Consider the following 23,806-nt stretch of genomic DNA (forward strand, 5'->3'; position numbering starts at 1 on the left):
TCAAAAATAATTAGGCCTCAACCAAGATAGTCTCACCAGGCTTAATCATCGTAAATTGAACTGGCCTGTTTTTGATATCCAAACCATCTTTACGAAGTTGAACTGCCGTGAAGTACGACTCCTCCAGAGAGCCGGGCTCTGGAAAATCATCGCGATAGTGAGCTCCTCGAGAATTTTCTCTAGAGAGCGCAGCCTCGGTTACCGACTTACTTACCAAGATCAAATTGTTCAAATTCATCCAGTCCTGCCATGTAATGCTGTATTCCCTTTGGATATCGCCTACACCAATTTGATGCAACTGTTGACCAAGCTGATCAAGCTTTGTGCGAGCACGGAGCAAGCTTTCTTTGGTTCTTGAAATACCTACGTCATCCCACATACACTCCGCCAGAGCATCGCGAATGGATTCAATGTCCCCTGCTGGCCTTTCTAACGGAGCTTCATGTGCTTTGATGCTTGAGCAGACCTCCTCCATATTGCACTCTTGAAGACTTTGAGAGACAACCCAATTTGCCATTTCTTCACCTGCAATGCCACCAAATACAGTTGAGTTAGCCACCCCATTCCCACCAAGGCGATTTGCACCGTGTACTCCCCCGGTATCCTCACCTGCTGCAAATAAGCCTGGCAACTCTGTGCTGCAGTCCGCCTTGAAAATTAACCCGCCCATCATGTAATGTGCGGTTGGAACAACCTCTACTAAATCCCCTGCCAGATCAAAGCCACTATCAGCGCATCTCTCTACCATGCCTTTAAATTGTTTACGGACATTATCAGGACCAAGGTGGCTCATCTGAATGAAAACTCCTCCATTGGGAGTGGCTCTACCCGCCCTAATTTCCGAATTAATAGATCGCGAAACAATATCGCGTGTCGCGCGTTCATTACGGGGATCATAGTTACCCATAAAGCGCTCATGATTGCCGTTGAGCAAATATCCACCCGCGCCACGCAATCCTTCCTCTAGAACAGTTCCAGTCATCCTAGTGCCGGGTCCTGCTAACAAGCCGGTTGGATGAAACTGCACCATCTCCATATCGCGCAAAGTTAGGCCAGCACGAAGTGCCATCGCCAAGCCATCACAACTCTTATCGCCAGAAGGGGTGTGATACTTGTACATTGTGGGTCCACCACCTGTAGCCAATAAGACTGCCTTGGCACGCACCAGGGTGAATTGCCCAGTTTGCATATCTAGCATTAATACGCCAGCGAGCGACTTTCCATCTGCACTGTGAATTAACTCAACCGCCCTATGCTCCTCAAGGCGATGAATTCCTCGAGCCCACACTTGCTCAGCCAGCCGGCTAATAATTTCAATACCCGTTAAGTCGCCCTTATGAACAGTGCGATCAAAAGTTTGTCCAGCAAAGGCTTTTTGATGCACTGTTCCATCTGGATTGCGATCAAAAAAACAGCCAAGCTCATTCTCAAGTTCATGAATACGTTCAACTGCTTTATTAACTAAGGTCCATGCCAGCTCTTGATCCGATAACCATTTGCCGCCTTCGATCGTATCCATGAAGTGACGCTCAACAGAATCACCTTCGGCCAATGCCACGTTATAACCACCCTGAACCATTCGGGTGCAACCGCACTTACCTAGCAAACCCTTCACCGCAATAGTGATGTGAAGATCTGGATTAGTTTGATGAGCATGCAAAGCCGCGAACAGTCCTGCGCCACCAGAACCCAGAATCAGGATATCCGTTTCAAGAGTAGTCATATTCATGAGGCAATTCCTAAACTCTTTAATACCGCCTCTTTATTTCGAGCAACTTCGCCTTTTACCTCTTGATAAATACTGCAACCATAACTATCCATGGCTACAAGCAAAGGACCAAAGTCTTTAATTTTGAAACGCCAAAGAGACTCTGGATTGAGATCATCCATATCTACATCTTCAATCTGCTCAATCCAAGTCGTCTCAAGCGCCGCTGTGCCGCCAATAATTGCAAGATATACGCCACCAATTTCCTGAAAGGCTGATGCAGATCCTTCGCGCATACCGCCCTTGCCGACAATCATGCGCACACCATTTTCAGTCATCAGTGGACGGGTAAAGCGCTCCATACGATCCGATGTGGTTGTACCAATACAGATAGGCTGGTATCCCGCTGGAAATTCTTCACTGACGGGCACCTTGCGCACATTTGGCGCGGTATGAATTACCGCATGCCCATTGAGATCAAAGCGAGTTTTTCTGCCCTTATCAAACATGTGAATCTGCGTAGCATCCCGAATGCCAAACAAGGTATTTTGCAGAGTCACTGTGTCATTTACACGGAGCTTACGAATATCTGCTTCGCTAACAGGAGTTGGAAGGTTGTAGTGAGCCATCTTTATCCCTAGAATCCGTAAGTCACGCCATCAGGCGTAAAAGTTGCTCGCGCTCTACGCGCGGAATGACACTGCATATTGACGGCTACTGGATTTAAGGTGATATGTGTGTGAGCAAGCTCCACATGCACAGCAAATGCCGTTCCATCGCCACCCAAACCTTGAGGGCCAATGCCTAATTTATTCACGGCAGCAGTTAATTCTTGCTCTAACTTTGCACCCTCTTCGTCAGGGCATGCGCTACCCAATGCTCTTGTAGCGGCACGCTTAGCCATCGCAACACATTGCTCAGAGGTACCGCCGATACCAACACCAACGATCGTTGGCGGACAAGTCTTGCCTCCCGCAGAAACAACGCTCTCAATAACAAAGGCTTTAACACCATTAATTCCATCAGCAGGAATAGCCATCTTCAAAAATGAATTATTTTCTGAGCCACTACCCTTTGGAACCATCTCAATCTCAAGCATCTCGTCATCATCACAAAAATCAATGCTAATTGCGGGCATATCAATCCCACAGGATGTGTGATTATTTTTTCTAGTGATTGGATGAACGACTGAGGAGCGCAATGGATATTCGGTGGTTGCACGCTCGCAGCCTTTTCGAATAGCTGCTTTTAACGCCATTCCATCAAGCTGAACATTGCGGCCAATCTTGACCTTATAAATTGGCAAACCGGTGTCTTGGCAAAGTAGATTGTCCTCGCGCTCAGCCACGGAGATATTGGTGATCATCGTTTTTAAAACAACCTGAGCACGGGCATCCGACTCGCCCTGATTTAAACGTTCAATGCCAGCCTTCACATCATCCGGAAGAACTTTTAATGCGCGGATGTAGAGTTCTTTACAGGCCTCTTCAACTGCTTTCATTTGCAACTGCATACATTACCCAATCAATTTGCTAAATACAAAAATAGAAGACCACAAGCAATGCCAAACAAAATGGCTACCTGAGTCCAGGCCTTACGCAGCCCGCGCCATGGACCAAACTCAATCATGATGAGTCGAATTCCACCAACCAAATGAATCGCTAACAAAATAACGAGCGCCCACTCGCCAAATTTAAATACCCAAAAGTCAGTTAAGCCTAGATATCGCTCAAAACCACTGGCACCACGTAAGGACTGGGACAGCATTAAAAAATGTAAGGGGATAAAGCAGGCCAACAATAAGCCAGAAAAACGATGGCATGTGTAAGCAAAGTAAGAGAGATGGGTCTTTGCACGTAGATCAAGTTTTGGTCTAGATCTCATAGCGCGCCTCCAGTAAAGACACCAATTACTGCAGTGGTCCCCAGGACAATAATGAGGGCCGCCAGAATCCAAGATGATGCTTTAGAGATAAATCCTTTGCAAAATGTTTCTTCTAGGATGTTGGCCAAGCCAATGGGCGCATGCACAAAGCAAGCTAAAACAAAAATCTCATAAAAAATAGCGAACGCAATATTGCCTTGGGTGCGACCCAGAATCTCTTCAGCGCTTAAGCCACCGCGTATTGCATAGAAAATAATGATGAGGTGGATGCTTACACAAAGACCTAAAACCATCGCACTAATTCTTTGGGCATACCAAAGCTTGGCCTGTAAAACTGCTTGACTCATAGCTTGCCCCACTTGCTGCCACGTACCGCAGCCCTTGCCACTAATTTTTTCAACCCAGCAATACTGGCAGTGGGCTCAAGCTTTTTCGGGCATCTCTCAGTACAGGAGCCCTGTGTGTGACATGCATGACAACCCTCATCCCCAGCAACAGCTCGCAAGCGATCCAATTGCTGAACATCACGTACATCGTTTGTTAATGTCCAGGCACGATTCAGTGCAGCAGGGCCAAGATAGTTAGGACGCATTTCAACAACCTCACAAGAGGAATAGCAAACTCCACAACCAATACACTCAATACCGGCATTTGCTAATTGACGTTCTGCTGACTCTGGTTCTACTTTGGCAAAATCATCGTGACGAGTTTTATCGCCTTTAAAAAACCCAACTGCACCCTTCCACTTATTAAAAAACTCCCGCATATCCGTAGCGAGATCTTTAATGACTGGGAGATTGTTTAAAGGCGCAATTTCCAGGGAATCTCCCTCAACAATCTGGGAAACGTGAGTTCGGCATGTCCATCGAGCAACTCCATTTACCGTCATCGCACAAGATCCACACATACCGACTCGACAAGCAAAACGATAGCTTAGAGTCGGGTCTAATTTGCGTTGAATATAGGTAACCACATCTAATACCGTTTGGTTTGGGTTACGGGGCACCAAATACTCAATAAACTCACCTTCTTGAGCGCCGCGCCAGACTTTTACTTTGAGATCTTGATTAAACATGGATTGATTATATCTATAGATAGTAAAAAATAAATCGAATATAATTTTCTTCGAGATAAAAAATTACTTTATATTTAATCCCATGTCCAGCATACGAGTACTGAAGAATTTTCTAGCCATTTCAAGGCATAAAAGCGTTGCTGCTGCTGCACGTGAAATAGGCCTTACAGCTGCTGCTGCCGGACAACAGTTGCAACTACTGGAAGCGGATATTGGCGTTGAGCTTTTTGATCGAACCAAGCGCTCGATGACTTTAAACCACCATGGTCGATCCTTGGTTGAACCGATCCAAGAAATCATAGCGCGCTATGAAGCCCTTGGATCTGGTTTCAAATCCGAGCTAAGTGGAACCATTGTTTTGGGCGCACTCGTTTCAACTTTAATGGGTGCATTTGGAAATACACTAAATGAGCTTAAGCAGAATTTCCCAGAACTAGAAATCAAACTCATTGCAGGTCTTTCGAGTGATTTTTTAGAGCAAGTGATTGAAGGAAGTCTAGATGCAGCGATTGTGACTGAATCGCCCTACGCACTACCTCAACATATTCAATGGACGGAGTTATATACAGAGCCAATGGTTTTAATTTCTCCCGCCCGTAATCACAAAAAAGGTTCCACCCCAAAGGACCTTGCTAGTGAACTCCCATTTATGCGCTTCGAGAGAAATACCTGGACAGGCCACCTAGTAGATCAAACGATTCGAGCCAATAAATTACATATTCAAGAGGGTATGGAGCTCAATTCAGTTGAAGCGATTATTGAATTAGTAAGACAAGGACTTGGGTACTCCATCGTTCCTAAGCTAGCGAATATTGCGTGGGATAGCGACCGACAATTAAGAATATCTGAGCTACCTGGAAAAACAATTTATCGAAAAGTGGGCCTACTAGAAAGGCGTAAACACTCTCGCCAAAACATTACTCAAGAGATAAAAAAATATTTCCTTGAGCACAATACAAAAGAAAAAACCACCCCGTAGGGTGGTTTGAAAGAAATTCTATGGAGGTACTACTAAAGAATGAACAACAACTTCATAGTATTCCTCAAGCTTGATGCCCATTGATCGGTTTGCCTACTTTAAGTGCGATATGCTTTAATTTGGTGCATATCCTTGGATATGTAGCATTCTGTAGAATCAAAGCATACTTAACCTAGATAAAGGGGTGCCAATGTTGGCGACAAAGAAGATGGGTATTCCATCTCGTTTAATAGCAAGCCTACTTATGGCTGCACTCATCATTCCTGCGGCAGCTCCTGTGGCATACGCCCAGAGCTCTAGCCAACAGCAGGCGGCAAAGCTGACTCAAGCACAACTAGAAGCCTTGGTAGCACCGATCGCCCTCTACCCAGATGCGCTCGTTTCTCAAGTGCTCATGGCATCGACCTATCCTTTAGAGGTGGCTGAAGCCTCCAATTGGATTAAATCCAATGCCAACCTAAAAGGTGATGCTCTGAATAAAGCATTGCAGCAGCAAAATTGGGATGCCAGCGTTAAATCTTTAGTGTCATTTCCACCGGTGCTCGAAATGATGGGCTCTCAGCTAAGTTGGACCCAGCAATTAGGTAATGCAGTATTGGCTCAGCAATCTGATGCCATGAATGCTATTCAAGTATTGCGCGCCAAGGCGAAAAAGGCCGGCACATTAGAGTCAAACTCTCAGCAGACAGTGAGCACTCAAGGCAGTGGTAGCAGTCAGACCATCATCATTGAGCCTGCAAATCCACAGGTTGTCTACGTTCCAAGCTACAACCCTACAGTTGTTTACGGACCTTGGGCATACCCAGCATATCCCCCATACGCATACTATCCACCTGGATATGTAGCAGGCACAGCACTACTCTCATTTGGTGTTGGCATGGCTGTTGGTGCCGCACTGTGGGGTGGCTGTCACTGGGGAGGTGGTTATGGCGGCGGTTCATTAACTGTCAATAACAATAACTTCAACAACTTCAACAAGAACACTAATAACAAGTGGAACGGTAATCGCAACGGTGGGTCCAGCGACTGGAAGCCAGATCAACAACGCCGCAACGCGAACCTTGGTGGTGGCGCTGGAGATGCGAGCCGAAATGCTGAACGAGATCAACTACGCCAAAACCTGCAGCGCGGCGATCAGGGTGGCAACCGCTCCGGAGACCGGGCTGGCAATGCAGGTGATGACCGCGCCGGTAATCGCGCGAGTGCTGACAGAGCAAGTGGCGATCGTAATGTCGGAGATCGGTCCAGTGGTGGCGATCGATTTGGTGGTGGCGGTGGCTTTGGTGATACACGCAATGCTCGCTTTGATGGCGGCGGTGATCACTTTGGCGGCAGTCATGGTGGCTTTGGAGGCGGTGGTGGTTTCCGCGGTCGCCGTTAATTGCCCATACCCATTAAATAGATATAAACAAATTTGATTAAAGGAATGAATATGAAGAAATTTTTTATTGCCGCTACCTTAGCCCTCGGAATGGCTACGACCATGCAAGCAGCAAATGCAACAACTACGGATGAGCTATTGCAATACTGCAAAGGCGAAGGAAACACCAATATGACTTGCCAAATCTACGGTCAAGCCGTTTATGACACCTATCTTGCAACACGCAATTCTAAAACTGCTCCAAGCAAGATTTGCATTAAGCAACCTGCGCCATCTCGCCTGCAAGTGGTTGATGAATTCATTGCCTGGGTTAATGCAAATCCAGCAAGCGGTAAAAAGCCAGCAGCAGAAACTATGTTGAAATTTTTAGAAGGCGTATTTCCCTGCGCAAAGTAATTGGTTTTCTTAAATTACCCGATCTTGTGATTGGGTAATAAAAAAGCCACCCTGTGAGGTGGCTTTTTTACTTCTTCAGATTTTAGAAGCAGCTTAAATCAATCAGTGATTTTCTTTTGCATGATTAATGGAGTATTTTGGTATCTCAATCACGAGATCTTCACGGGCAACGATAGCCTGGCAAGACAAACGGGACTGAGGGTTTAGACCCCAAGCACGATCTAATAAGTCTTCTTCATTCTCATCAGGAGCATTGAGGCTCTGATAACCCTCTTTCACAATCACGTGGCAGGTTGTGCAAGCGCAGACCATATCGCATGCATGTTCAATCGGAATATTATTTTCTAGTAGTGCCTCGCAAATAGAGGTGCCTGGGGTCACTTCAACTACTGCGCCCTCTGGGCAGTATTCACTATGGGGTAAAACAACAATCTGTGTCATCTTGGTAATTTTCTTTTATTAAATTTCTGCCACATTCTTACCAGCCAAAGCCTTCTGAATGCTGGCGTTCATCCGCTTTTGAGCAAACTCATCGGTAGCCTTAGCTGCATGGTCTACTGCCTTACGAAGAATGTCGCTATCTGTCTCTTCTGTCAGGATCTTTTGCAAAGTAGCCATCTCATGATCGACAGCAGCCTGTTCTTGAGGATTTAACAATCCACGGTCAGCATTCAAGGCAGTTTGAACGGCATCCAGTAAACGCTGAGCATTGACCTGCTCTTCACGCAAGGATCTCGCCAGTAGATCCACCTTGGCCGAAGCAAATCCATCTTGCAACATACGCGCAATCTCAGCATCCGTTAAACCATAAGAAGGCTTGATATCAATTGAGGCTTGTACACCAGAGCCCTGCTCCATTGCACTGACTGATAGCAGGCCATCGGCATCGACTTGGAATGTCACCCGAATACGGGCAGCGCCAGCAGCCATTGGCGGAATACCACGCAACTCAAACTTACCTAGTGAGCGACAATCTTGCGCTAGCTCACGCTCGCCCTGTACTACCTGAATTGCTAAAGCGGTTTGACCATCTTTAAAGGTCGTGAAATCCTGCGCACGTGCAACCGGAATCGGCGTATTGCGTGGAATAATTTTTTCCACTAAGCCACCCATAGTTTCAATACCAAGCGAAAGTGGAATGACATCTAATAGGAGCCACTCATCATCTTTACTTTGATTGCCAGCAAGCAAATCCGCTTGCATAGCAGCACCTAAAGCAACCACTTGATCTGGGTTGAGATTGTTTAAAGGTTTGGTACCGAATAATTCGCCAACGGCACGTTGGACATGGGGCATACGGGTTGCTCCGCCCACCATGACTACGCCTTTAATCTCATCAGCCTTGAGACCGGCGTCACGCAAAGCTTTCTTTACCGCTGTTAGTGTTTTACTGATGAGGTTCTGAGTAATCTCAAAGAACTGAGCCTGACTAATGCCCACATTGACCACTGTGCCATCGGCAAGCGTTTCATGAACACGGGCTAATGGGTTGTGACTGAGCTGCTCTTTTGCATGTTTGCAAGAAAGCAATAGCTTTCGATGATCCTGAATTGATAGTGGGGGCAACTTAGCCTGCTCGATAACCCAGCAATACAGTCGATGATCAAAATCATCGCCGCCTAAAGCAGAATCACCACCAGTTGAGAGCACCTCAAACACACCTCTACTCATGCGTAGGATGGAGATATCAAATGTGCCACCACCAAGGTCATAGACCGCGTAGATACCCTCTGACGCATTGTCTAGACCGTAAGCAATGGCTGCAGCAGTAGGCTCATTGAGCAAACGTAATACTTCGATGCCAGCAAGTTTGGCAGCATCTTTAGTTGCTTGGCGTTGAGCGTCATCAAAATAGGCCGGCACAGTAATCACCGCGCCAACGATGTCATCATTTACCGAGTCTTCAGCCAATTGACGCAAACGCGCCAAAATTTCTGCAGATACTTCAATGGGACTCTTATCGCCAGCTACTGTTCTTAACTTGAGCATGCCCGGCTCATCAACAAAATCGTAAGGCGTGCTCTCGATGTTTTCTACATCGACAATGCCGCGACCCATAAACCGCTTTACAGAAACAATTGTGTTCTTAGGATCAGAAACAATACTTTCGATTGCCTCAAAGCCAGCTTGGGTTCTGCCATTGGGCAAGTAACGCACTACTGAGGGGAGTAATTCTCGCCCTTCTGAATCAGGAAGCACTTTAGGTAAAGCATCCCGAACAATCGCCACCAAGGAATTGGTAGTACCTAGATCAATACCCACTGCAATCCGACGTTGATGCGGAGCAAGGGATTTACCAGGTTCGGAGATTTGTAATAAGGCCATGGGGGACTAGAGTGTAAAGCTATACCAAGACTGAGATAGCATCATCTAACTCAAGTGCAAACTTATCAATAAACAGCAGGCCTCTCAGCAACTCAGCAGCGCGCTCATAATTCTTTGCGCCATCAATCGCTTGTGTAATTTCAGCCAAGGTATCGCGCTTAGATTGCTCAACCTCTTCAGCCAAAGCCTCCAGGGCCCCGAGATCCTCATCTTGATCTTCAAGACTCTCGCGCCATTCCATTTGCTTCATTAAAAAAGCTGCCGGCATTGCAGTGTTCGTCTCTAGACGAGCATCTACTCCATGGAGCTGGCAAAGATAGAGTCCGCGTTGAATGGGATTCTTCAGAGTTTGAAAAGCAGTGTTAGCTAAGGTAGCCATTTGCATGGCCAGTCGTTGTTCGGTATCGCTGCCACGAGCATGGCGATCTGGATGCACTTCTTTTTGAATTGCTAGATAAGCCTGATCTAATGCAGACAAATCCAGGTTGAATTTGTGCTCAAAACCAAAGAAACGAAAGTAATCGTCAGACGCGGAAGGATTCACCACAACCACACTCGTCTTTTACATTCGGATTTTGGAACTTAAAGCCCTCATTCAAGCCTTCACGCACAAAATCCAATTCAGTGCCATCTAAGTAGGCCAAGCTCTTAGGATCAACAAAAATAGTAATGCCATTGGATTCAAACTGCGTATCTTCAGGTGCAGCTTCATCTACGTATTCCAGTTGATAAGCTAAGCCAGAACAACCAGTAGTACGAACACCCAAGCGCAAGCCACAGCCTTTTCCGCGCTTATCTAGATTGCGCTGAACATGTTTTGCCGCTTTGTCGGTTAAGGTAATTGCCATGATGAAGCCTCTTTATCTTTACTTGGCAGGATGCTTTTCTTTGTAATCGGCCACTGCTGCCTTAATGGCATCTTCAGCCAAGATTGAACAGTGAATTTTTACAGGCGGCAAAGCCAACTCTTCTGCAATTAAAGAGTTCTTAATCTCTAAAGCTTGATCCAAAGTTTTACCTTTAACCCACTCGGTTACTAAAGAGGATGATGCAATAGCAGAGCCACAACCATAGGTCTTGAACTTGGCATCTTCAATTACGCCCTGATCATTTACACGGATTTGTAGTTTCATCACGTCGCCGCACGCAGGTGCACCAACCATACCAGTGCCTACCTGGTCATCGCCCTTTTCAAAAGAGCCCACGTTACGGGGGTTTTCATAATGATCAATTACTTTGTCGCTATATGCCATGGTGTTTCCTCGTTATTTCTTTTAACTTACTTTTAATATCGTCAATGCTGCTTAGTGAGCTGCCCACTGGATGGTGCTCAGATCAATACCATCTTTAAACATTTCCCAGAGCGGTGAAAGTTCGCGTAACTTTGCAATCTTCTCTTTCACCAATTTGATTGTGAAATCCACTTCTTGCTCGGTAGTAAAACGTCCCAAGGTAAAGCGAATTGAGCTATGGGCCAATTCATCATTACGACCTAGTGCACGTAAGACATAGGAAGGCTCTAAGGATGCCGAAGTACAAGCAGAACCAGAGGAGATGGCCAAATCTTTTAATGCCATCAACATTGATTCACCTTCAACATAGTTAAAGCTGATGTTCAGGTTGTGCGGCACGCGCTGATCCATGTCACCGTTGACATAGACTTCTTCAATATCTTTCAAGCCCGTTAGCAAGCGATCACGCAATGCACGAATACGCGCGTTCTCTTCAATCATCTCCACACGGGCAATGCGGAAGGCTTCACCCATACCCACGATTTGATGAACCGCTAAGGTACCTGAACGCATACCGCGCTCATGACCACCACCATGAATCTGCGCCTCAATACGGATGCGGGGTTTACGACGAACAAACAATGCGCCAATCCCTTTTGGGCCATACGTTTTATGAGCAGAAAAGCTCATTAAATCGACTTTAGTTTTCTCTAAGTCGATTTCTACTTTGCCAGTAGCCTGCGCTGCATCGACATGCAAAATCACGCCACGGGAACGGCACAACTCGCCAATGCGCGGAATATCTTGCACTACACCAATCTCGTTATTCACATACATCACTGAAGCCACAATCGTACCGGGCTTCATAGCTGCTTCAAGCTGAGCAAAATCAATTAAGCCGTCCGGCAAAACATCTAAGTAAGTAACTTCATAACCTTCGCGCTCGAGCTCACGACAAGTATCTAGAGTAGCTTTGTGCTCAGTCTTTACGGTAATGATGTGATTGCCGCGGTCTTTGTAAAAGTGCGCAGCACCTTTAATTGCTAAGTTAATACTTTCAGTAGCGCCACTAGTAAATACGATCTCTCTTGGATCGGCATGTACTAACTGAGCTACTTCTGAACGCGCCCACTCAACCGCTTCTTCTGCAGCCCAGCCATAGGCATGACTACGTGATGCGGCATTACCAAACTGCTCACGCAAATAAGGCAACATCTTGTCCACTACACGTGGATCAATCGGCGTAGTAGCTGAGTAATCCATATACACCGGGAAGTGCTTTGGACTAAACATCGGTACTGACTGCTGAGGAATGTCTTGTGGTGCGTTCATTTTTTACTTATCAATTAGTAGGTTAAGAAGTTAATCTTTTGGATTAACTTTGTTGAGCCAAATTAAAAACAGAATTCACAAGAGGCCGCTTAGGGGCGGCTTCTTTTACTGCTGCAACTGCGGATGCCGGCTTTTCTGCCTTGACACTTTCAGTCTTCATTTTCTTAGGTCGCAAATCGTGCAATACGATTCCGCGTCCAGATTGCTGTTGCACCAAGTCACGCAATGACACGGAACTGAGGTACTCCACCATCTTGGCATTCAGGTTTGACCATAGGTCATGCGTCATACAGCGACCATGGTTTTCTTCATCACTATGGCAATTGCCTTTGCCACCACATTGGGTCGCATCTAAAGGCTCATCCACGGCCACAATGATGTCAGCCACGCTAATTTCTTCGGACTTGCGGGCCAGGGTGTAACCACCACCAGGACCACGAGTGCTATCAACAATATTGAAACGGCGCAATTTGCCGAACAACTGCTCTAAATAAGACAAGGAAATCTTCTGTCTTTGGCTAATTCCGGCCAAAGTTACAGGCCCATGCGTCTCACGCAGGGCTAAATCGATCATTGCGGTTACTGCGAAACGGCCTTTGGTTGTAAGTCTCATATGTCACCTTGGTAATGGATTGTTATGGACAGCTAACAGTCGGGCGGGTAATACCCGACCATTCCACTCAACTTTACCATATACCCCACTAATCTGCTCAGGATTAAACAGCATCCCTAGATCGCGCCCCAAAGGCCATTTCCTTCACCTTCGTCAGGCGATCGCGGGTGGCTGCAGCCTTTTCAAACTCTAAATTCTTAGCCTCAGAGTTCATTTGCTTCTCCAAACGCTTGATTTCACCCGCCAGGTCCTTTTCGCTCATATCCTCATAGCGAGCCCGCTCCTGCTCTACCTGCATCTCAGAGCGCTTCTCTTTAACGTCATAGACCCCATCAATAATGTCTTTAATACGCTTTTGGACACCTCGAGGCTCAATCCCGTTAGCCTTATTAAAGGCAATTTGTTTGGTTCGGCGACGCTCGGTCTCTCCCATCGCCCGCTTCATAGAGTCAGTAATGCGATCGGCATACAAAATTGCCTTGCCTTTGACGTTGCGCGCCGCCCTACCAATCGTCTGAATCAGACTGCGCTCAGAGCGTAAGAAGCCTTCTTTGTCCGCATCCAAAATCGCCACAAGTGAGACCTCTGGAATATCCAAACCCTCACGCAATAAATTAATCCCCACCAATACATCAAAGACACCCAAGCGTAAGTCGCGCAGAATTTCTACACGCTCTACCGTATCAATATCAGAGTGCACATAACGCACTTTTACACCGTTATCAGACAAGTAATCGGTCAATTGCTCAGCCATCCGCTTGGTGAGCACTGTCACCAAAACGCGCTCATGCACTTTGACTCGCTCATGAATCTGATTGAGCAAATCATCCACTTGAGTGCTTGCTGGCAATACTTCAATTTCTGGATCAACTAAGCCCGTTGGTCTGGCGACTTGCTCCACTACTTGTCCAGTGTGCGTATTTTCGTAATCCGCAGGAGTTGCAGAAACAAAAACGGTTTGACGCATCTTCGTTTCAAACTCAGTGAACTTGAGTGGTCGGTTATCCATTGCAGACGGTAAGCGGAAACCAAACTCCACCAAGGTATGTTTGCGAGACTTATCGCCGTTGTACATGGCATTGAGTTGCCCGATGAGTACATGGCTCTCGTCCAAGAACATCAAGGCATCATTCGGCAGGTAATCCACCAGGGTAGGCGGAGCCTCACCGGGCATTGCGCCAGAGAGATGGCGGGAGTAATTCTCAATGCCCTTGCAAAAACCCAATTCATTGAGCATCTCTAAATCAAAGCGCGTACGCTGCTCTAAGCGCTGCGCCTCTACTAGCTTGCCGTCTTTTACGAATTCATCTAAGCGAATACGCAACTCCGCTTTAATCGTCTCAATCGCTTTGAGTACGGTGTCGCGCGGCGTCACGTAATGTGAGCTTGGATAAACAGTAAAGCGTGGAATCTTCTGACGAATTCTTCCAGTGAGTGGATCAAAGAATTGCAAACTCTCAATCACGTCATCAAAGAGCTCAACGCGTACAGCTAATTCATTATGCTCAGCCGGGAAAATATCAATTGTGTCGCCACGCACCCTAAAAACACCGCGCTTAAAATCAGTTTCATTGCGGTCGTACTGCATTGCAATTAAACGCATCAAAATATCGCGCTGACTCACCTTGTCGCCGGGACGCAAAGTCATCACCATGCTGTGATAGTCGCCTGGATTGCCGATACCGTAAATTGCGGAGACAGTTGCGACGATGATGACGTCACGTCGCTCCAACAAACTCTTAGTGGCAGACAGTCGCATTTGCTCAATGTGTTCGTTGATCGATGAATCTTTTTCAATAAACAAATCACGCGTGGGGACGTAGGCCTCTGGCTGGTAGTAGTCGTAGTAACTCACGAAGTACTCCACCGCATTTTTTGGGAAAAACTCCCGAAATTCACTATAGAGCTGAGCAGCCAAGGTCTTATTTGGGGCAAAAATGATGGCTGGGCGACCTGTTCGCGCAATCACATTGGCCATCGTGAAAGTTTTACCTGAGCCTGTCACTCCCAAAAGCGTCTGAAAGGTCAATCCATCCTCAATTCCAGCTACCAAAGCATCAATTGCGGCCGGCTGGTCCCCAGCTGGCGGAAATGGCTGATAGAGCTGAAATGGCGAATCTGGGAAGGAAACGAACTTGGCTGGATCTAGATCGTGACCTACCTCACCCAAAGGATCGGCTACGGGGGTTTTCTTACTGTCAGCGACTTTGGAATTTGAGGAAGTTTTAGGCAACTTAGGGGGCATCTCAGCTATCATTTCACCTGTGACTTTTAGTTCACAGTGAATTTTGTACAAACGTTGATTTTGCCGTTTTTATTTGGAAATAGTTGAATCTAGCTTCAAAAACAGTCATTTAAAGTAAATTTAACTGAATTTAACGTCAATTAACCCTGAAATACCCACTTTAAACACTTTTACCACCCATTTTTGACCCTCAAATGAACCTTTTTACTTCAGTCCAGCTAGCCCCTAAAGACCCTATTTTTGGCCTTACAGAAGCCTATGTCGCCGATCAACGTGCTGACAAGGTCAACTTAGGTGTTGGCGTGTATTACACCGACGAAGGCAAGGTGCCACTGTTGAAAGCGGTTATCAAAGCGGAGGAGGCGATCGTTGCAAAGCATTCACCACGTAGCTACATTCCAATTGAAGGCCCTAACCCTTATAACAGTGCAGTACAGAACCTATTGTTTGGAGCTGACTCTTCCCTCATTAAAGATGGTCGCGTTGTAACAGCAGAATGCCTTGGTGGAACTGGTGCGTTGCGCGTTGGTGCAGACTTTATTAAGCGTCTTAATTTGAATGCCCCCTGCGCAATTAGCAACCCTACCTGGGAAAACCACCGCGGTATTTTTGAATCCGCAGGATTTGAAGTTGTTGAGTACACCTACTTCGACGGTAAAACGCGTGGCGTTGATTTTGATGGCATGGTGAAGTCTTTGGAGTCTTTCCCTAAGTTCACCACTGTCTTATTGCATGCTTGCTGTCACAACCCAACCGGTGCTGATATTACCGAAGCGCAGTGGCGTCAAGTGATTGAGATCTGCAAAGCAAAACAATTGATTCCTTTTTTAGATATGGCTTACCAAGGCTTTGCTGCTGGTATTGAACAAGACGGCATTGCAGTGCGCTTGTTTGCTGAGTCTGGCATGTCTTTCTTTGTATCGAGTTCATTCTCAAAATCATTCTCACTCTATGGTGAGCGCGTTGGTGCTTTGTCCATCGTGACACAAAGCAAAGATGAATCTACTCGCGTGCTATCTCAATTAAAGCGCGTAATTCGCACTAACTATTCCAATCCTCCAACTCATGGCGCTGCGATTGCAGCTGCCGTTCTGAATTCACCAGAACTGAGAAAGCTTTGGGAAGATGAATTGGCTGAGATGCGTGATCGTATTAAAGCAATGCGTCAAGGACTGGTACAAAAACTCGCTGCGGCTGGCGTAAAGCAAGACTTTGCTTTTATTGAAGCTCAGCGTGGCATGTTCTCTTACTCAGGCTTAAGTGCTGAGCAAGTAGATCGTTTACAAAAGGAAGATGGCATTTATGCCCTCTCTACCGGCCGTATTTGTGTGGCTGCCCTCAATACTAAAAATATTGATAAGGTAGCTCAAGCAATAGCCCGCGTATTGGCGTAAAAGCCCGTAATAACCGGTTACACTGCATTATCAGGAGGCAACATGCTATATCAGTTACATGAATTTCAAAAAGCTTTACTTCAACCAGTAAGCTCATGGGCTCGAGCAGCATCAGAAGCATTTATTAATGCTTCCAACCCTGCATCAAAGGTTCCAGGTTCAGATCGCTTAGCTGCTAGCTATGAGCTTTTATACCGCCTAGGTAAAGACTATAAAAAACCAGAATTTGGCATTCGCTCTGTACAAGCGCATGGTCGCGAAGTAGCAATTCATGAAAGAACTATCGTAGCCAAGCCATTTTGTAATCTGATTCGCTTCAAGCGCTTCTCTGATGATCTTGATGTCATCAAGAAACTCAAAGATGATCCAGTGGTTTTAGTGGTTGCTCCGCTATCTGGACATCACTCCACGCTATTGCGTGACACTGTGCGTACCCTTTTGCAAGATCACAAGGTTTACATTACCGACTGGATCGATGCACGCATTGTTCCAGCCGATGCTGGCGATTTTGGTCTTGATGACTATGTTCACTATGTACAAGATTTCATTCGCGCTATTGGTGCAGATGATTTGCATGTGATCTCCGTATGTCAACCAACAGTTCCTACATTGGGCGCAATCTCCTTGATGGCTTCTGCCGGAGAAAAAACACCAGCCTCCATGATCATGATGGGCGGCCCAATTGATGCACGCAAATCACCGACTGCCGTCAATAATTTGGCTGATCAAAAGTCTTACGATTGGTTTGAAAGTCATGTAATTTACAAAGTACCGCCAAGCTACCCAGGTGCTGGCCGTAAGGTATATCCAGGCTTCTTGCAACACACTGGCTTTATTGCCATGAACCCGCAGAACCACCTGCAGTCACACTGGGATTACTTCCAAAACTTAGTGCGTGGCGATGAGCAGGATGCTGAAGCGCATATTCGTTTTTATGATGAGTACAACGCAGTACTTGATATGGATGCGAAGTTTTACTTAGACACCATCAAGACTGTTTTCCAAGATTATTCATTGCCAAATGGCACTTGGACAGTTGCGGGCGATCTAGTTAAGCCACAAGATATTAAGAAGACTGCACTTCTCACTGTTGAAGGTGAGCTGGACGATATCTCTGGTAGCGGACAAACCCGCTCAGCACATGCATTATGTGCTGGCATTCCAAAAACCGATAAAGACCATTACGAAGTTGCTGGTGCCGGTCACTATGGCATCTTCTCTGGCCGTCGTTGGCGTGAGAAGGTCTATCCAAAAATTAAATCGTTTATTCGTGAGCACCAAGGTGTTCGGAAGCAAACAAAAGCTCGACCCCCAAAGCTAGGAACTAAGAAAGCTGCATAAACTGTCGGCGCGACTTTAGGGTCGCGCTTCTAGTTTTAGGGCTCGTCAATTGCAATGGACATCAAGCAGACGAAAGAGCTTGCTAATCGTCTTGAGGATGCTCTACCTCAAACCCAATGTACTAAATGCAGCTACCCTGATTGCCGCGCCTATGCAGAAGCAATGGCAACGGGCGAGGTCTTGCCCAATCGCTGTCCTCCTGGAGGCGTAGAGGGCATTCAAAGGCTTAGCGCCATCTTAGCGCCCATCTTCCCTCAAGATGCTTTTGAGTTACATCCTACGATCGATCCTGAGTGCGGCGTAGAACGCCCTAGACCAGTTTCAGTGATCGACCCTAAGACATGCATTGGATGCACCCTATGTATTCAGGCTTGTCCTGTAGATGCGATTGTGGGGGCCTCAAAGCAAATGCACGTGGTCTTGAGTAATTGGTGCACGGGTTGCGATCTTTGCATACCCCCCTGCCCTGTAGATTGCATCACCATGATTGATGTCACTGGCAATGATTCAGGCTGGGATGCTTGGTCCCCGGAATTAGCTCAGCTGGCACGCTCACGTTATGAAGCGCGCGATGTCCGACTCGATCGTGAGCAACGCGACAATGATGAACGGCTAGCAAAAAAAGCAGCCGCTAAATTAGTAGCAGTCAACGCCGAGAGCCCAGATTCTGAAGCGGCTTTAAAAGAACAAGAAAGAAAGCGCGCCATCATTGCCGCTGCCATTGCGAGAGCTCAGCAAAAGAAATGATGAATCTCGAAAAGCGTCAGACTTTTTTTGAATTACTCAGGGAAAACAATCCCCACCCAGAAACTGAGTTGGAATACAGCTCCCCATTTGAATTACTCATTGCAGTGTTGCTATCAGCACAAGCGACTGATATTTCAGTAAACAAAGGTACTCGCCAGTTATTTAAGATTGCCAATACGCCTCAAGCACTGTTAGAGCTGGGTGAAGAAGGTGTTAAGCCATTCATTCAGCACATTGGCTTATTTAACTCCAAAGGCAAGCATATTCAAGAGACCTGCCGACTACTCATTGAAAAACATCACAGCGAAGTGCCGCAAAATCGTGAGGACTTAGAAGCGCTACCTGGTGTTGGCAGAAAAACTGCAAACGTCATTCTCAATACCGCTTTTGGCCAACCCACTATGGCAGTTGATACACATATCTTCAGAGTCTCCAATCGCACTGGATTGGCACCTGGTAAAGATGTAGTGAAGGTTGAAGAGCAACTACTGAAGCGTGTACCAAAAGAGTTTTTAATGGATGCTCACCATTGGCTTATTTTGCATGGGAGATATACCTGCAAGGCACGCAACCCCGATTGTGAACAATGTATTGTTGAACCACTCTGTGGCTTTAAACAAAAAACTGGCAAAGGAAAAGTTCGTGGCACTATTTAATCCCACCCGTGAAGAAGTGCGTCGCTTTTTTTGCGACACCTGGAAGAAAAAAACAGAAGAGCATATCCTGACGCCAATAGAAATGATTGCCGGCGACTGGATGGTCCAGCACCCTGAATATCATGCCCTTCTATCTGATCCAGAAGGGGCGGTAGCGCAAGACTACACACCAGAACGCGGAGAAACTAATCCATTTCTGCATTTATCGATGCATCTATCGATTAGCGAGCAAATTTCTATCGATCAACCACCAGGCATTAAGGCAATTGCCGAAAAGCTAGCAAAGAAACTAGGCTCTGAGCATGAAGCACAGCACGCCATGATGGAATGCTTAGGGCAAGTGATGTGGGAAGCCCAACGCGAGGGGCAGGCCCTGAGTCCCGAGAAGTATCTTGAGGCGCTAATGAAATTAAAATAGCAAATAGAATTACTTGCCAATGCCCTTGATGTGCAAATTTTCAATAGCGGCAACCAACTTGTTCAAACGTTCTTTATCGGCAGCTTCTAACGGCTGATCATTTTGTTGAGATTGCAGTGAAATCTCCGCATCCTCAAGATCTAATACCACCTCGGTAGCGCGCTTGCTTTTATCTTTCTCTGTACCATCAATTAATTGGTACAAATTGAAGTAAAGTGCAGATAGGCTTTGATTTTCTAAATCGGGGCTTAAGGGAAACTTGCTTTTAAATACCGCAGCCAAAGCTGTCTTGGCATCGCCAACTGTTTTAGCGTGCCGTAAAAAGTACTTCATATTTTGAATGCGATTGCCAATCTCAAATTGATACTTTAGTAATTGCTCTTTATTTTTTTGCTCAGCCTCATAATGATGTTGGATTTGTTGCAGCATAGTGGCACCGCCGGTAATGACAACTGACGATAAAAACCACATACCAACGGCTGAGTTTAAAAACTCCATTAACTTCGCGCTAAATTTTTTCTCGACCACTTTGATTTCATCGTTGACATCATTTAAACCTGTTTTTACTGAGCCAAGCTCAGACTCAAGTTTTAATTTGACTTCATGACGAAAACGTTCTTCAGTCTCTATCATTTTTTTCACATCATCGCTAAGCATTTATTGTTCCAATTGAGTTGGTAGGGCACTAAGACAGCAAACTAATGACAGCCTTGATAGCAGTCGCTAGCTCTTTGGCTAATTGTTTTCTAGCCTCTAAAATCATTGCGGGAGTTTGCTGCGTCTTTTGCGACCAAGCTGAAGCTGGAAAGTAAGCATCATCTTTGTATCTTGGAATCACGTGCCAATGAATATGTGGAACCATATTACCCAGAGCGGCAATATTGACTTTGTCTGGGTGCATCACGTGTCGCACCGCCTCCTCCACCGCAAATACTAGCGACATCACGTGTTCGCGCTCACCATAGCTCAGATCAGTCATTTCTGCGACATGATGATTCCAAATCACACGGCAAAATCCAGGTAAGTCAGGGTCATTAACAAGGATGACACGGCAATCATCGCCACGCCATATAAGCTGCCCCTCTTCGGGTTTGAGTTCGTCTTTACAAAGTACGCAATTGGTCATGGGGAGAATGTAAACGAAAACGGCATCTAAGTCACCCTTGTGGGGTAATTTAGATGCCGGGACAGTAATGATAGATTTTTACTGTGCTGCTACTACGTACTACTTAGGGATTTCTTAGTGGAACTGCTCTTCTTCTGTAGAACCAGTCAATGCTGTTACTGAAGACTTGCCACCCTGAATCACAGTAGTTACATCGTCGAAGTAACCAGTACCAACTTCTTGCTGATGCGATACGAATGTGTAACCACGATCACGAGCAGCGAATTCTGGCTCTTGTACTTTCTCGATATAAGCAGTCATACCGCGCTGCATGTAGTCTTGAGCTAAGTCGAACATGTTGTACCACATGGAGTGGATACCAGCCAATGTGATGAACTGATACTTGTAGCCCATTGCGCCTAATTCGCGTTGGAACTTGGCAATTGTTGCATCATCCAAGTTCTTCTTCCAGTTGAAAGATGGTGAGCAGTTGTAAGCCAACATCTTGCCTGGGAACTTCGCACGAATTGCTTCAGCGAACTGACGAGCAAACTCGAGATCAGGAGTACCTGTTTCACACCAAACCATATCAGCGTATGCAGCGTATGCCAAACCACGGGAGATCGCTTGATCCAAGCCCTTACGTGTTTTGTAGAAACCTTCAGCTGTACGCTCGCCTGTCAAGAAAGGCTTGTCGTTTGCATCGTAATCAGAAGTCAACAAGTCAGCAGCTTCAGCATCAGTACGAGCCAAGATGATTGTTGGAACACCCATTACGTCAGCAGCTAAACGTGCAGAGATCAATTTCTGAACAGACTCAGTAGTTGGCAACAATACCTTGCCACCCAAGTGACCACACTTCTTAACAGAAGAAAGTTGATCTTCGAAGTGAACGCCAGCAGCGCCCTGCTTGATCAATGCTTTGCTTAATTCAAATGCATTCAATACGCCACCGAAGCCAGCTTCAGCATCAGCAACGATTGGAGCGAAATACTCGATATAACCAGCGTCGCCTTTGTTGATTCCTTTGGCAGTTTGGATTTCATCAGCACGCTGGAATGAGTTGTTAATACGCTCAACCATCTTAGGAACCGAGTCAACTGGATACAAAGATTGATCCGGATACATGGCTGCGTATGAGTTCCCGTCAGCAGCAACTTGCCAACCTGACAAGTAAATAGCTTGTACGCCAGCTTTAACTTGTTGCATTGCTTGCCCACCAGTCAAAGCACCTAAACAGTTAACGTATGCCTCGTTATTAACCAATTCCCAAAGACGCTCTGCACCATGCTTAGCCAAAGTGTGCTCAATCTTTAATGAGCCACGAAGACGTACTACGTCCTCAGCTGTGTAACCACGAGTAATACCTTTCCAGCGTGGATTGGTATCCCAGTCTTTTTGTAGTGCTGCGATTTCTGCTTTGCGATCTGCCATGTTTTTCTCCCTAAGTTAAACAAGTACTTCAAATATTTGGACATTCAAGTCTTATGTCTTATATAAGAGTTTAAGCACCTAGGAAATGCATGCAAGAACTATTTCAGTATTTACTAAAAATAATTAGTTCAATAAATTCAATAGCTTAAAAAATATATTTTGCAATATGAAATGAATCTCCAAGGAGTGAGAGAACCCCTAACTTGGAATGGTGCACTGCATTTTGCGTATGGGAATGTCTTTTCACATTATGAAAAGACAGGAAGACTTTAGGCAGTCTTCGGGGCACTAATAGCGGACACCTTAAATCCAGTCAAAATAATCATGAGCTGAAGAAGGGCAACACCGATAAATAAGAGCTTGGGCAAGCCCACATCCAAAAAGATTCCGAACACCAGCGGGCTTAAAGCCGCGCCTAAGTCAATACCGGAGTAGACAATGCCGTACACCCTACCCGATGAGCCCGAAGGTGTTGCAGAGCGAATCATTAAATCGCGTGATGGAGCAGCAATACCCAAGCCAAGCCCAATCACAATAAAGGCAATCACAATCAATTCGATGGGCACTAAACCAGTGGCCAATATAAGACCCATCACGATATTGACGGTAAAGCAGATCGTAATAATGCGCTCGGGTACTTTTAACTTAGTAGCAAGATAGCCACCCAGAAGCATCCCTCCTGCACCACCCATAGACATGAGTGTTAAGTAGTAATTACCGGAACTTACGGCAATGTCATAGATCTTAAAAAGCGCGGTTGGTGCAAATGACTGCAAGCCTGTAGTTGCCGCCATGCTAAAGAAAAAGAAAATCCAGCAAAGCCATACAACCGGTAACTTCAAAAATCCAAAGGTACTCATTGGCGCGCCACCAGGATTGCTTTGAGCATGACTAGCCTGTGACTCCTCGCGCCTTGCATGAACATCATCAATTAAGCGCGCCCTACCAATCCAGAGAGTCAACAAGATCAACGCTTCAAGCACTGCAGCAGATAAAAAGGCAATACGCCAATCAGCGATAGTAGCCACAGCCACCATAAAGGCTGGCGCTGCCGCCCAACCGATATAGCCTGTTACCCCATGAATGGAATATGCGTAAGGCAAATTAGGTGGTGAAATTTTGTGATTGATCAGCGTGTAATCAACGGGGTGGAAAACGCCATTGCCACATCCAGCTATTACTGCGCCCAAAACTAACATGGCATAGCCATTACTTTGAGAATAAGTGAGTGCTGCCAATGCAAGCAAGCCTACTCCAGCAAACAGCACGGGGCGAGCCCCAATACGATCCACCAAAAAACCAGAAGCTGCTTGAACAATGCAGGAGACCACAAAGAAAATGGTCATGAGCAGACCTAGCTCAGCATAGTTAAACCCAAACTCCGCCTTCAACCATGGGAACATGGGCGGCAGGATTAAATGAAAGAAATGGGAACTGCCGTGAGCCAGACTAATAAGACCAACAGCCCGGACATCACTGGCGCGCCTCATTTTCAGGTCGTCAGTCATGTACCGAGTTTACTGGCGCAGGAAAATTCCTGC

General features: G+C 46.1%; 25 protein-coding genes and 1 pseudogene. 8 read left to right on the top strand and 18 right to left on the bottom strand.

Features of this window, described 5'->3' with window-relative positions; translation table 11 throughout:
- Positions 1-10: 10 nt before the first annotated feature.
- The 6 genes from FD971_RS06900 to FD971_RS06925 are packed head-to-tail and all read right to left on the bottom strand — an operon-like array spanning position 11 to position 4,667.
- Positions 11-1,723: an L-aspartate oxidase gene (locus FD971_RS06900; protein WP_371743074.1), complete on the bottom strand. Its 1,713-nt coding sequence runs from the start codon at positions 1,721-1,723 to the stop codon at positions 11-13.
- Between the two features lie 2 nt (positions 1,724-1,725).
- Complete coding sequence (locus FD971_RS06905; RefSeq protein WP_215333526.1) at positions 1,726-2,337, bottom strand: fumarate hydratase C-terminal domain-containing protein; 612 nt, start codon at positions 2,335-2,337, stop codon at positions 1,726-1,728.
- Between the two features lie 8 nt (positions 2,338-2,345).
- Positions 2,346-3,221 (bottom strand): fumarate hydratase, encoded by an 876-nt coding sequence (locus FD971_RS06910; protein ID WP_215333527.1) that lies wholly within the window; start codon positions 3,219-3,221, stop codon positions 2,346-2,348.
- 11 nt (positions 3,222-3,232) lie between these two features.
- Entirely contained in the window at positions 3,233-3,592 is a 360-nt protein-coding gene (gene sdhC, locus FD971_RS06915; RefSeq protein WP_215333528.1) for a succinate dehydrogenase, cytochrome b556 subunit, read from the bottom strand.
- Positions 3,589-3,939, bottom strand: a complete 351-nt coding sequence (locus tag FD971_RS06920) for a succinate dehydrogenase (RefSeq protein ID WP_215333529.1) — start codon at positions 3,937-3,939, stop codon at positions 3,589-3,591. Before FD971_RS06920 ends, sdhC begins: the two co-directional genes overlap by 4 nt.
- A complete protein-coding gene (locus FD971_RS06925) occupies positions 3,936-4,667 on the bottom strand; it encodes a succinate dehydrogenase/fumarate reductase iron-sulfur subunit (protein WP_215333530.1) in 732 nt (243 codons plus the stop codon). The genes FD971_RS06920 and FD971_RS06925 overlap by 4 nt, the downstream gene beginning before the upstream one ends.
- An 82-nt stretch (positions 4,668-4,749) precedes the next feature.
- Here FD971_RS06925 and FD971_RS06930 point away from each other — a divergent pair, with 82 nt between their 5' ends.
- The 3 genes from FD971_RS06930 (at position 4,750) to FD971_RS06940 (ending at position 7,423) form a co-directional block, all read left to right on the top strand.
- A complete protein-coding gene (locus tag FD971_RS06930) occupies positions 4,750-5,646 on the top strand; it encodes a LysR family transcriptional regulator (RefSeq protein WP_215333531.1) in 897 nt (298 codons plus the stop codon).
- 190 nt (positions 5,647-5,836) lie between these two features.
- Complete coding sequence (locus tag FD971_RS06935) at positions 5,837-7,027, top strand: DUF3300 domain-containing protein (protein ID WP_251368602.1); 1,191 nt, start codon at positions 5,837-5,839, stop codon at positions 7,025-7,027.
- Between the two features lie 51 nt (positions 7,028-7,078).
- Positions 7,079-7,423 carry a Rap1a/Tai family immunity protein gene (locus FD971_RS06940; protein ID WP_215333532.1) on the top strand — a complete coding sequence of 115 codons (345 nt, stop codon included), beginning with the start codon at positions 7,079-7,081 and terminating at the stop codon, positions 7,421-7,423.
- Between the two features lie 102 nt (positions 7,424-7,525).
- Here the strand turns inward: FD971_RS06940 and fdx are convergent, their stop codons facing one another.
- From fdx to uvrB, 8 genes are all read right to left on the bottom strand, one after another.
- Positions 7,526-7,864, bottom strand: a complete 339-nt coding sequence (fdx, locus tag FD971_RS06945) for an ISC system 2Fe-2S type ferredoxin (RefSeq protein WP_215333533.1) — start codon at positions 7,862-7,864, stop codon at positions 7,526-7,528.
- A gap of 18 nt (positions 7,865-7,882) precedes the next feature.
- Entirely contained in the window at positions 7,883-9,748 is a 1,866-nt protein-coding gene (hscA, locus tag FD971_RS06950) for a Fe-S protein assembly chaperone HscA (protein WP_215333534.1), read from the bottom strand.
- Between the two features lie 19 nt (positions 9,749-9,767).
- Positions 9,768-10,295: a Fe-S protein assembly co-chaperone HscB gene (hscB, locus tag FD971_RS06955; protein WP_215333535.1), complete on the bottom strand. Its 528-nt coding sequence runs from the start codon at positions 10,293-10,295 to the stop codon at positions 9,768-9,770.
- On the bottom strand, positions 10,273-10,596 hold the full coding sequence (iscA, locus tag FD971_RS06960) for an iron-sulfur cluster assembly protein IscA (RefSeq protein ID WP_015421521.1): 324 nt from the start codon (positions 10,594-10,596) through the stop codon (positions 10,273-10,275). The genes hscB and iscA overlap by 23 nt, the downstream gene beginning before the upstream one ends.
- Positions 10,597-10,614: 18 nt before the next feature.
- Positions 10,615-11,001 carry a Fe-S cluster assembly scaffold IscU gene (gene iscU, locus FD971_RS06965; protein WP_215333536.1) on the bottom strand — a complete coding sequence of 129 codons (387 nt, stop codon included), beginning with the start codon at positions 10,999-11,001 and terminating at the stop codon, positions 10,615-10,617.
- Between the two features lie 51 nt (positions 11,002-11,052).
- Positions 11,053-12,312 (bottom strand): IscS subfamily cysteine desulfurase, encoded by a 1,260-nt coding sequence (locus FD971_RS06970; protein WP_371743028.1) that lies wholly within the window; start codon positions 12,310-12,312, stop codon positions 11,053-11,055.
- Between the two features lie 43 nt (positions 12,313-12,355).
- Complete coding sequence (locus FD971_RS06975) at positions 12,356-12,925, bottom strand: Fe-S cluster assembly transcription factor (RefSeq protein WP_215333537.1); 570 nt, start codon at positions 12,923-12,925, stop codon at positions 12,356-12,358.
- A 103-nt stretch (positions 12,926-13,028) separates the two neighbouring features.
- Complete coding sequence (uvrB, locus tag FD971_RS06980) at positions 13,029-15,182, bottom strand: excinuclease ABC subunit UvrB (RefSeq protein ID WP_251368711.1); 2,154 nt, start codon at positions 15,180-15,182, stop codon at positions 13,029-13,031.
- 182 nt (positions 15,183-15,364) lie between these two features.
- On the opposite strand from uvrB, the gene FD971_RS06985 reads away from it, so the two are divergent.
- The 5 genes and pseudogenes from FD971_RS06985 to FD971_RS07005 all read left to right on the top strand — a co-directional run bounded on the left by FD971_RS06985 (position 15,365) and on the right by FD971_RS07005 (position 19,726).
- Entirely contained in the window at positions 15,365-16,564 is a 1,200-nt protein-coding gene (locus FD971_RS06985) for an amino acid aminotransferase (RefSeq protein ID WP_215333538.1), read from the top strand.
- A gap of 42 nt (positions 16,565-16,606) precedes the next feature.
- A complete protein-coding gene (locus FD971_RS06990; protein ID WP_215333539.1) occupies positions 16,607-17,905 on the top strand; it encodes a polyhydroxyalkanoate depolymerase in 1,299 nt (432 codons plus the stop codon).
- Between the two features lie 54 nt (positions 17,906-17,959).
- A pseudogene (gene rsxB, locus FD971_RS06995) lies at positions 17,960-18,649 on the top strand (electron transport complex subunit RsxB); the annotation flags it as partial.
- A 2-nt stretch (positions 18,650-18,651) separates the two neighbouring features.
- Positions 18,652-19,308: an endonuclease III gene (gene nth / locus FD971_RS07000; RefSeq protein WP_215335278.1), complete on the top strand. Its 657-nt coding sequence runs from the start codon at positions 18,652-18,654 to the stop codon at positions 19,306-19,308.
- A complete protein-coding gene (locus tag FD971_RS07005) occupies positions 19,295-19,726 on the top strand; it encodes a DUF1841 family protein (RefSeq protein WP_251368603.1) in 432 nt (143 codons plus the stop codon). The genes nth and FD971_RS07005 overlap by 14 nt, the downstream gene beginning before the upstream one ends.
- A gap of 9 nt (positions 19,727-19,735) precedes the next feature.
- Here FD971_RS07005 and FD971_RS07010 read toward each other — a convergent pair whose 3' ends face one another.
- From FD971_RS07010 to FD971_RS07025, 4 genes are all read right to left on the bottom strand, one after another.
- Positions 19,736-20,368: a hypothetical protein gene (locus tag FD971_RS07010; protein WP_215333542.1), complete on the bottom strand. Its 633-nt coding sequence runs from the start codon at positions 20,366-20,368 to the stop codon at positions 19,736-19,738.
- A 43-nt stretch (positions 20,369-20,411) separates the two neighbouring features.
- Positions 20,412-20,852, bottom strand: coding sequence for an HIT family protein (locus tag FD971_RS07015; RefSeq protein WP_215333543.1), 441 nt, complete (start codon positions 20,850-20,852; stop codon positions 20,412-20,414).
- 114 nt (positions 20,853-20,966) lie between these two features.
- On the bottom strand, positions 20,967-22,265 hold the full coding sequence (gene aceA / locus FD971_RS07020; RefSeq protein ID WP_215333544.1) for an isocitrate lyase: 1,299 nt from the start codon (positions 22,263-22,265) through the stop codon (positions 20,967-20,969).
- A gap of 269 nt (positions 22,266-22,534) precedes the next feature.
- Positions 22,535-23,773: an MFS transporter gene (locus FD971_RS07025; RefSeq protein WP_215333545.1), complete on the bottom strand. Its 1,239-nt coding sequence runs from the start codon at positions 23,771-23,773 to the stop codon at positions 22,535-22,537.
- Positions 23,774-23,806: the final 33 nt, after the last annotated feature.

Origin of the sequence: Polynucleobacter sp. AP-Ainpum-60-G11 (assembly GCF_018688375.1) — a bacterium.
In the GTDB taxonomy this organism is placed as follows: Bacteria; Pseudomonadota; Gammaproteobacteria; order Burkholderiales; family Burkholderiaceae; genus Polynucleobacter.

Bases quoted from the DNA above. Each gene is read 5' to 3' on its own strand.
- FD971_RS06900 (WP_371743074.1), bottom strand. From the start codon at position 1,723: ATGACTACTCTTGAAACGGATATCCTGATTCTGGGTTCTGGTGGCGCA.
- FD971_RS06905 (WP_215333526.1), bottom strand. From the start codon at position 2,337: ATGGCTCACTACAACCTTCCAACTCCTGTTAGCGAAGCAGATATTCGT.
- FD971_RS06910 (WP_215333527.1), bottom strand. From the start codon at position 3,221: ATGCAGTTGCAAATGAAAGCAGTTGAAGAGGCCTGTAAAGAACTCTAC.
- sdhC (WP_215333528.1), bottom strand. From the start codon at position 3,592: ATGAGATCTAGACCAAAACTTGATCTACGTGCAAAGACCCATCTCTCT.
- FD971_RS06920 (WP_215333529.1), bottom strand. From the start codon at position 3,939: ATGAGTCAAGCAGTTTTACAGGCCAAGCTTTGGTATGCCCAAAGAATT.
- FD971_RS06925 (WP_215333530.1), bottom strand. From the start codon at position 4,667: ATGTTTAATCAAGATCTCAAAGTAAAAGTCTGGCGCGGCGCTCAAGAA.
- FD971_RS06930 (WP_215333531.1), top strand. From the start codon at position 4,750: ATGTCCAGCATACGAGTACTGAAGAATTTTCTAGCCATTTCAAGGCAT.
- FD971_RS06935 (WP_251368602.1), top strand. From the start codon at position 5,837: ATGTTGGCGACAAAGAAGATGGGTATTCCATCTCGTTTAATAGCAAGC.
- FD971_RS06940 (WP_215333532.1), top strand. From the start codon at position 7,079: ATGAAGAAATTTTTTATTGCCGCTACCTTAGCCCTCGGAATGGCTACG.
- fdx (WP_215333533.1), bottom strand. From the start codon at position 7,864: ATGACACAGATTGTTGTTTTACCCCATAGTGAATACTGCCCAGAGGGC.
- hscA (WP_215333534.1), bottom strand. From the start codon at position 9,748: ATGGCCTTATTACAAATCTCCGAACCTGGTAAATCCCTTGCTCCGCAT.
- iscA (WP_015421521.1), bottom strand. From the start codon at position 10,596: ATGGCAATTACCTTAACCGACAAAGCGGCAAAACATGTTCAGCGCAAT.
- iscU (WP_215333536.1), bottom strand. From the start codon at position 11,001: ATGGCATATAGCGACAAAGTAATTGATCATTATGAAAACCCCCGTAAC.
- FD971_RS06970 (WP_371743028.1), bottom strand. From the start codon at position 12,312: ATGAACGCACCACAAGACATTCCTCAGCAGTCAGTACCGATGTTTAGT.
- FD971_RS06975 (WP_215333537.1), bottom strand. From the start codon at position 12,925: ATGAGACTTACAACCAAAGGCCGTTTCGCAGTAACCGCAATGATCGAT.
- uvrB (WP_251368711.1), bottom strand. From the start codon at position 15,182: ATGATAGCTGAGATGCCCCCTAAGTTGCCTAAAACTTCCTCAAATTCC.
- FD971_RS06985 (WP_215333538.1), top strand. From the start codon at position 15,365: ATGAACCTTTTTACTTCAGTCCAGCTAGCCCCTAAAGACCCTATTTTT.
- FD971_RS06990 (WP_215333539.1), top strand. From the start codon at position 16,607: ATGCTATATCAGTTACATGAATTTCAAAAAGCTTTACTTCAACCAGTA.
- nth (WP_215335278.1), top strand. From the start codon at position 18,652: ATGAATCTCGAAAAGCGTCAGACTTTTTTTGAATTACTCAGGGAAAAC.
- FD971_RS07015 (WP_215333543.1), bottom strand. From the start codon at position 20,852: ATGACCAATTGCGTACTTTGTAAAGACGAACTCAAACCCGAAGAGGGG.
- aceA (WP_215333544.1), bottom strand. From the start codon at position 22,265: ATGGCAGATCGCAAAGCAGAAATCGCAGCACTACAAAAAGACTGGGAT.
- FD971_RS07025 (WP_215333545.1), bottom strand. From the start codon at position 23,773: ATGACTGACGACCTGAAAATGAGGCGCGCCAGTGATGTCCGGGCTGTT.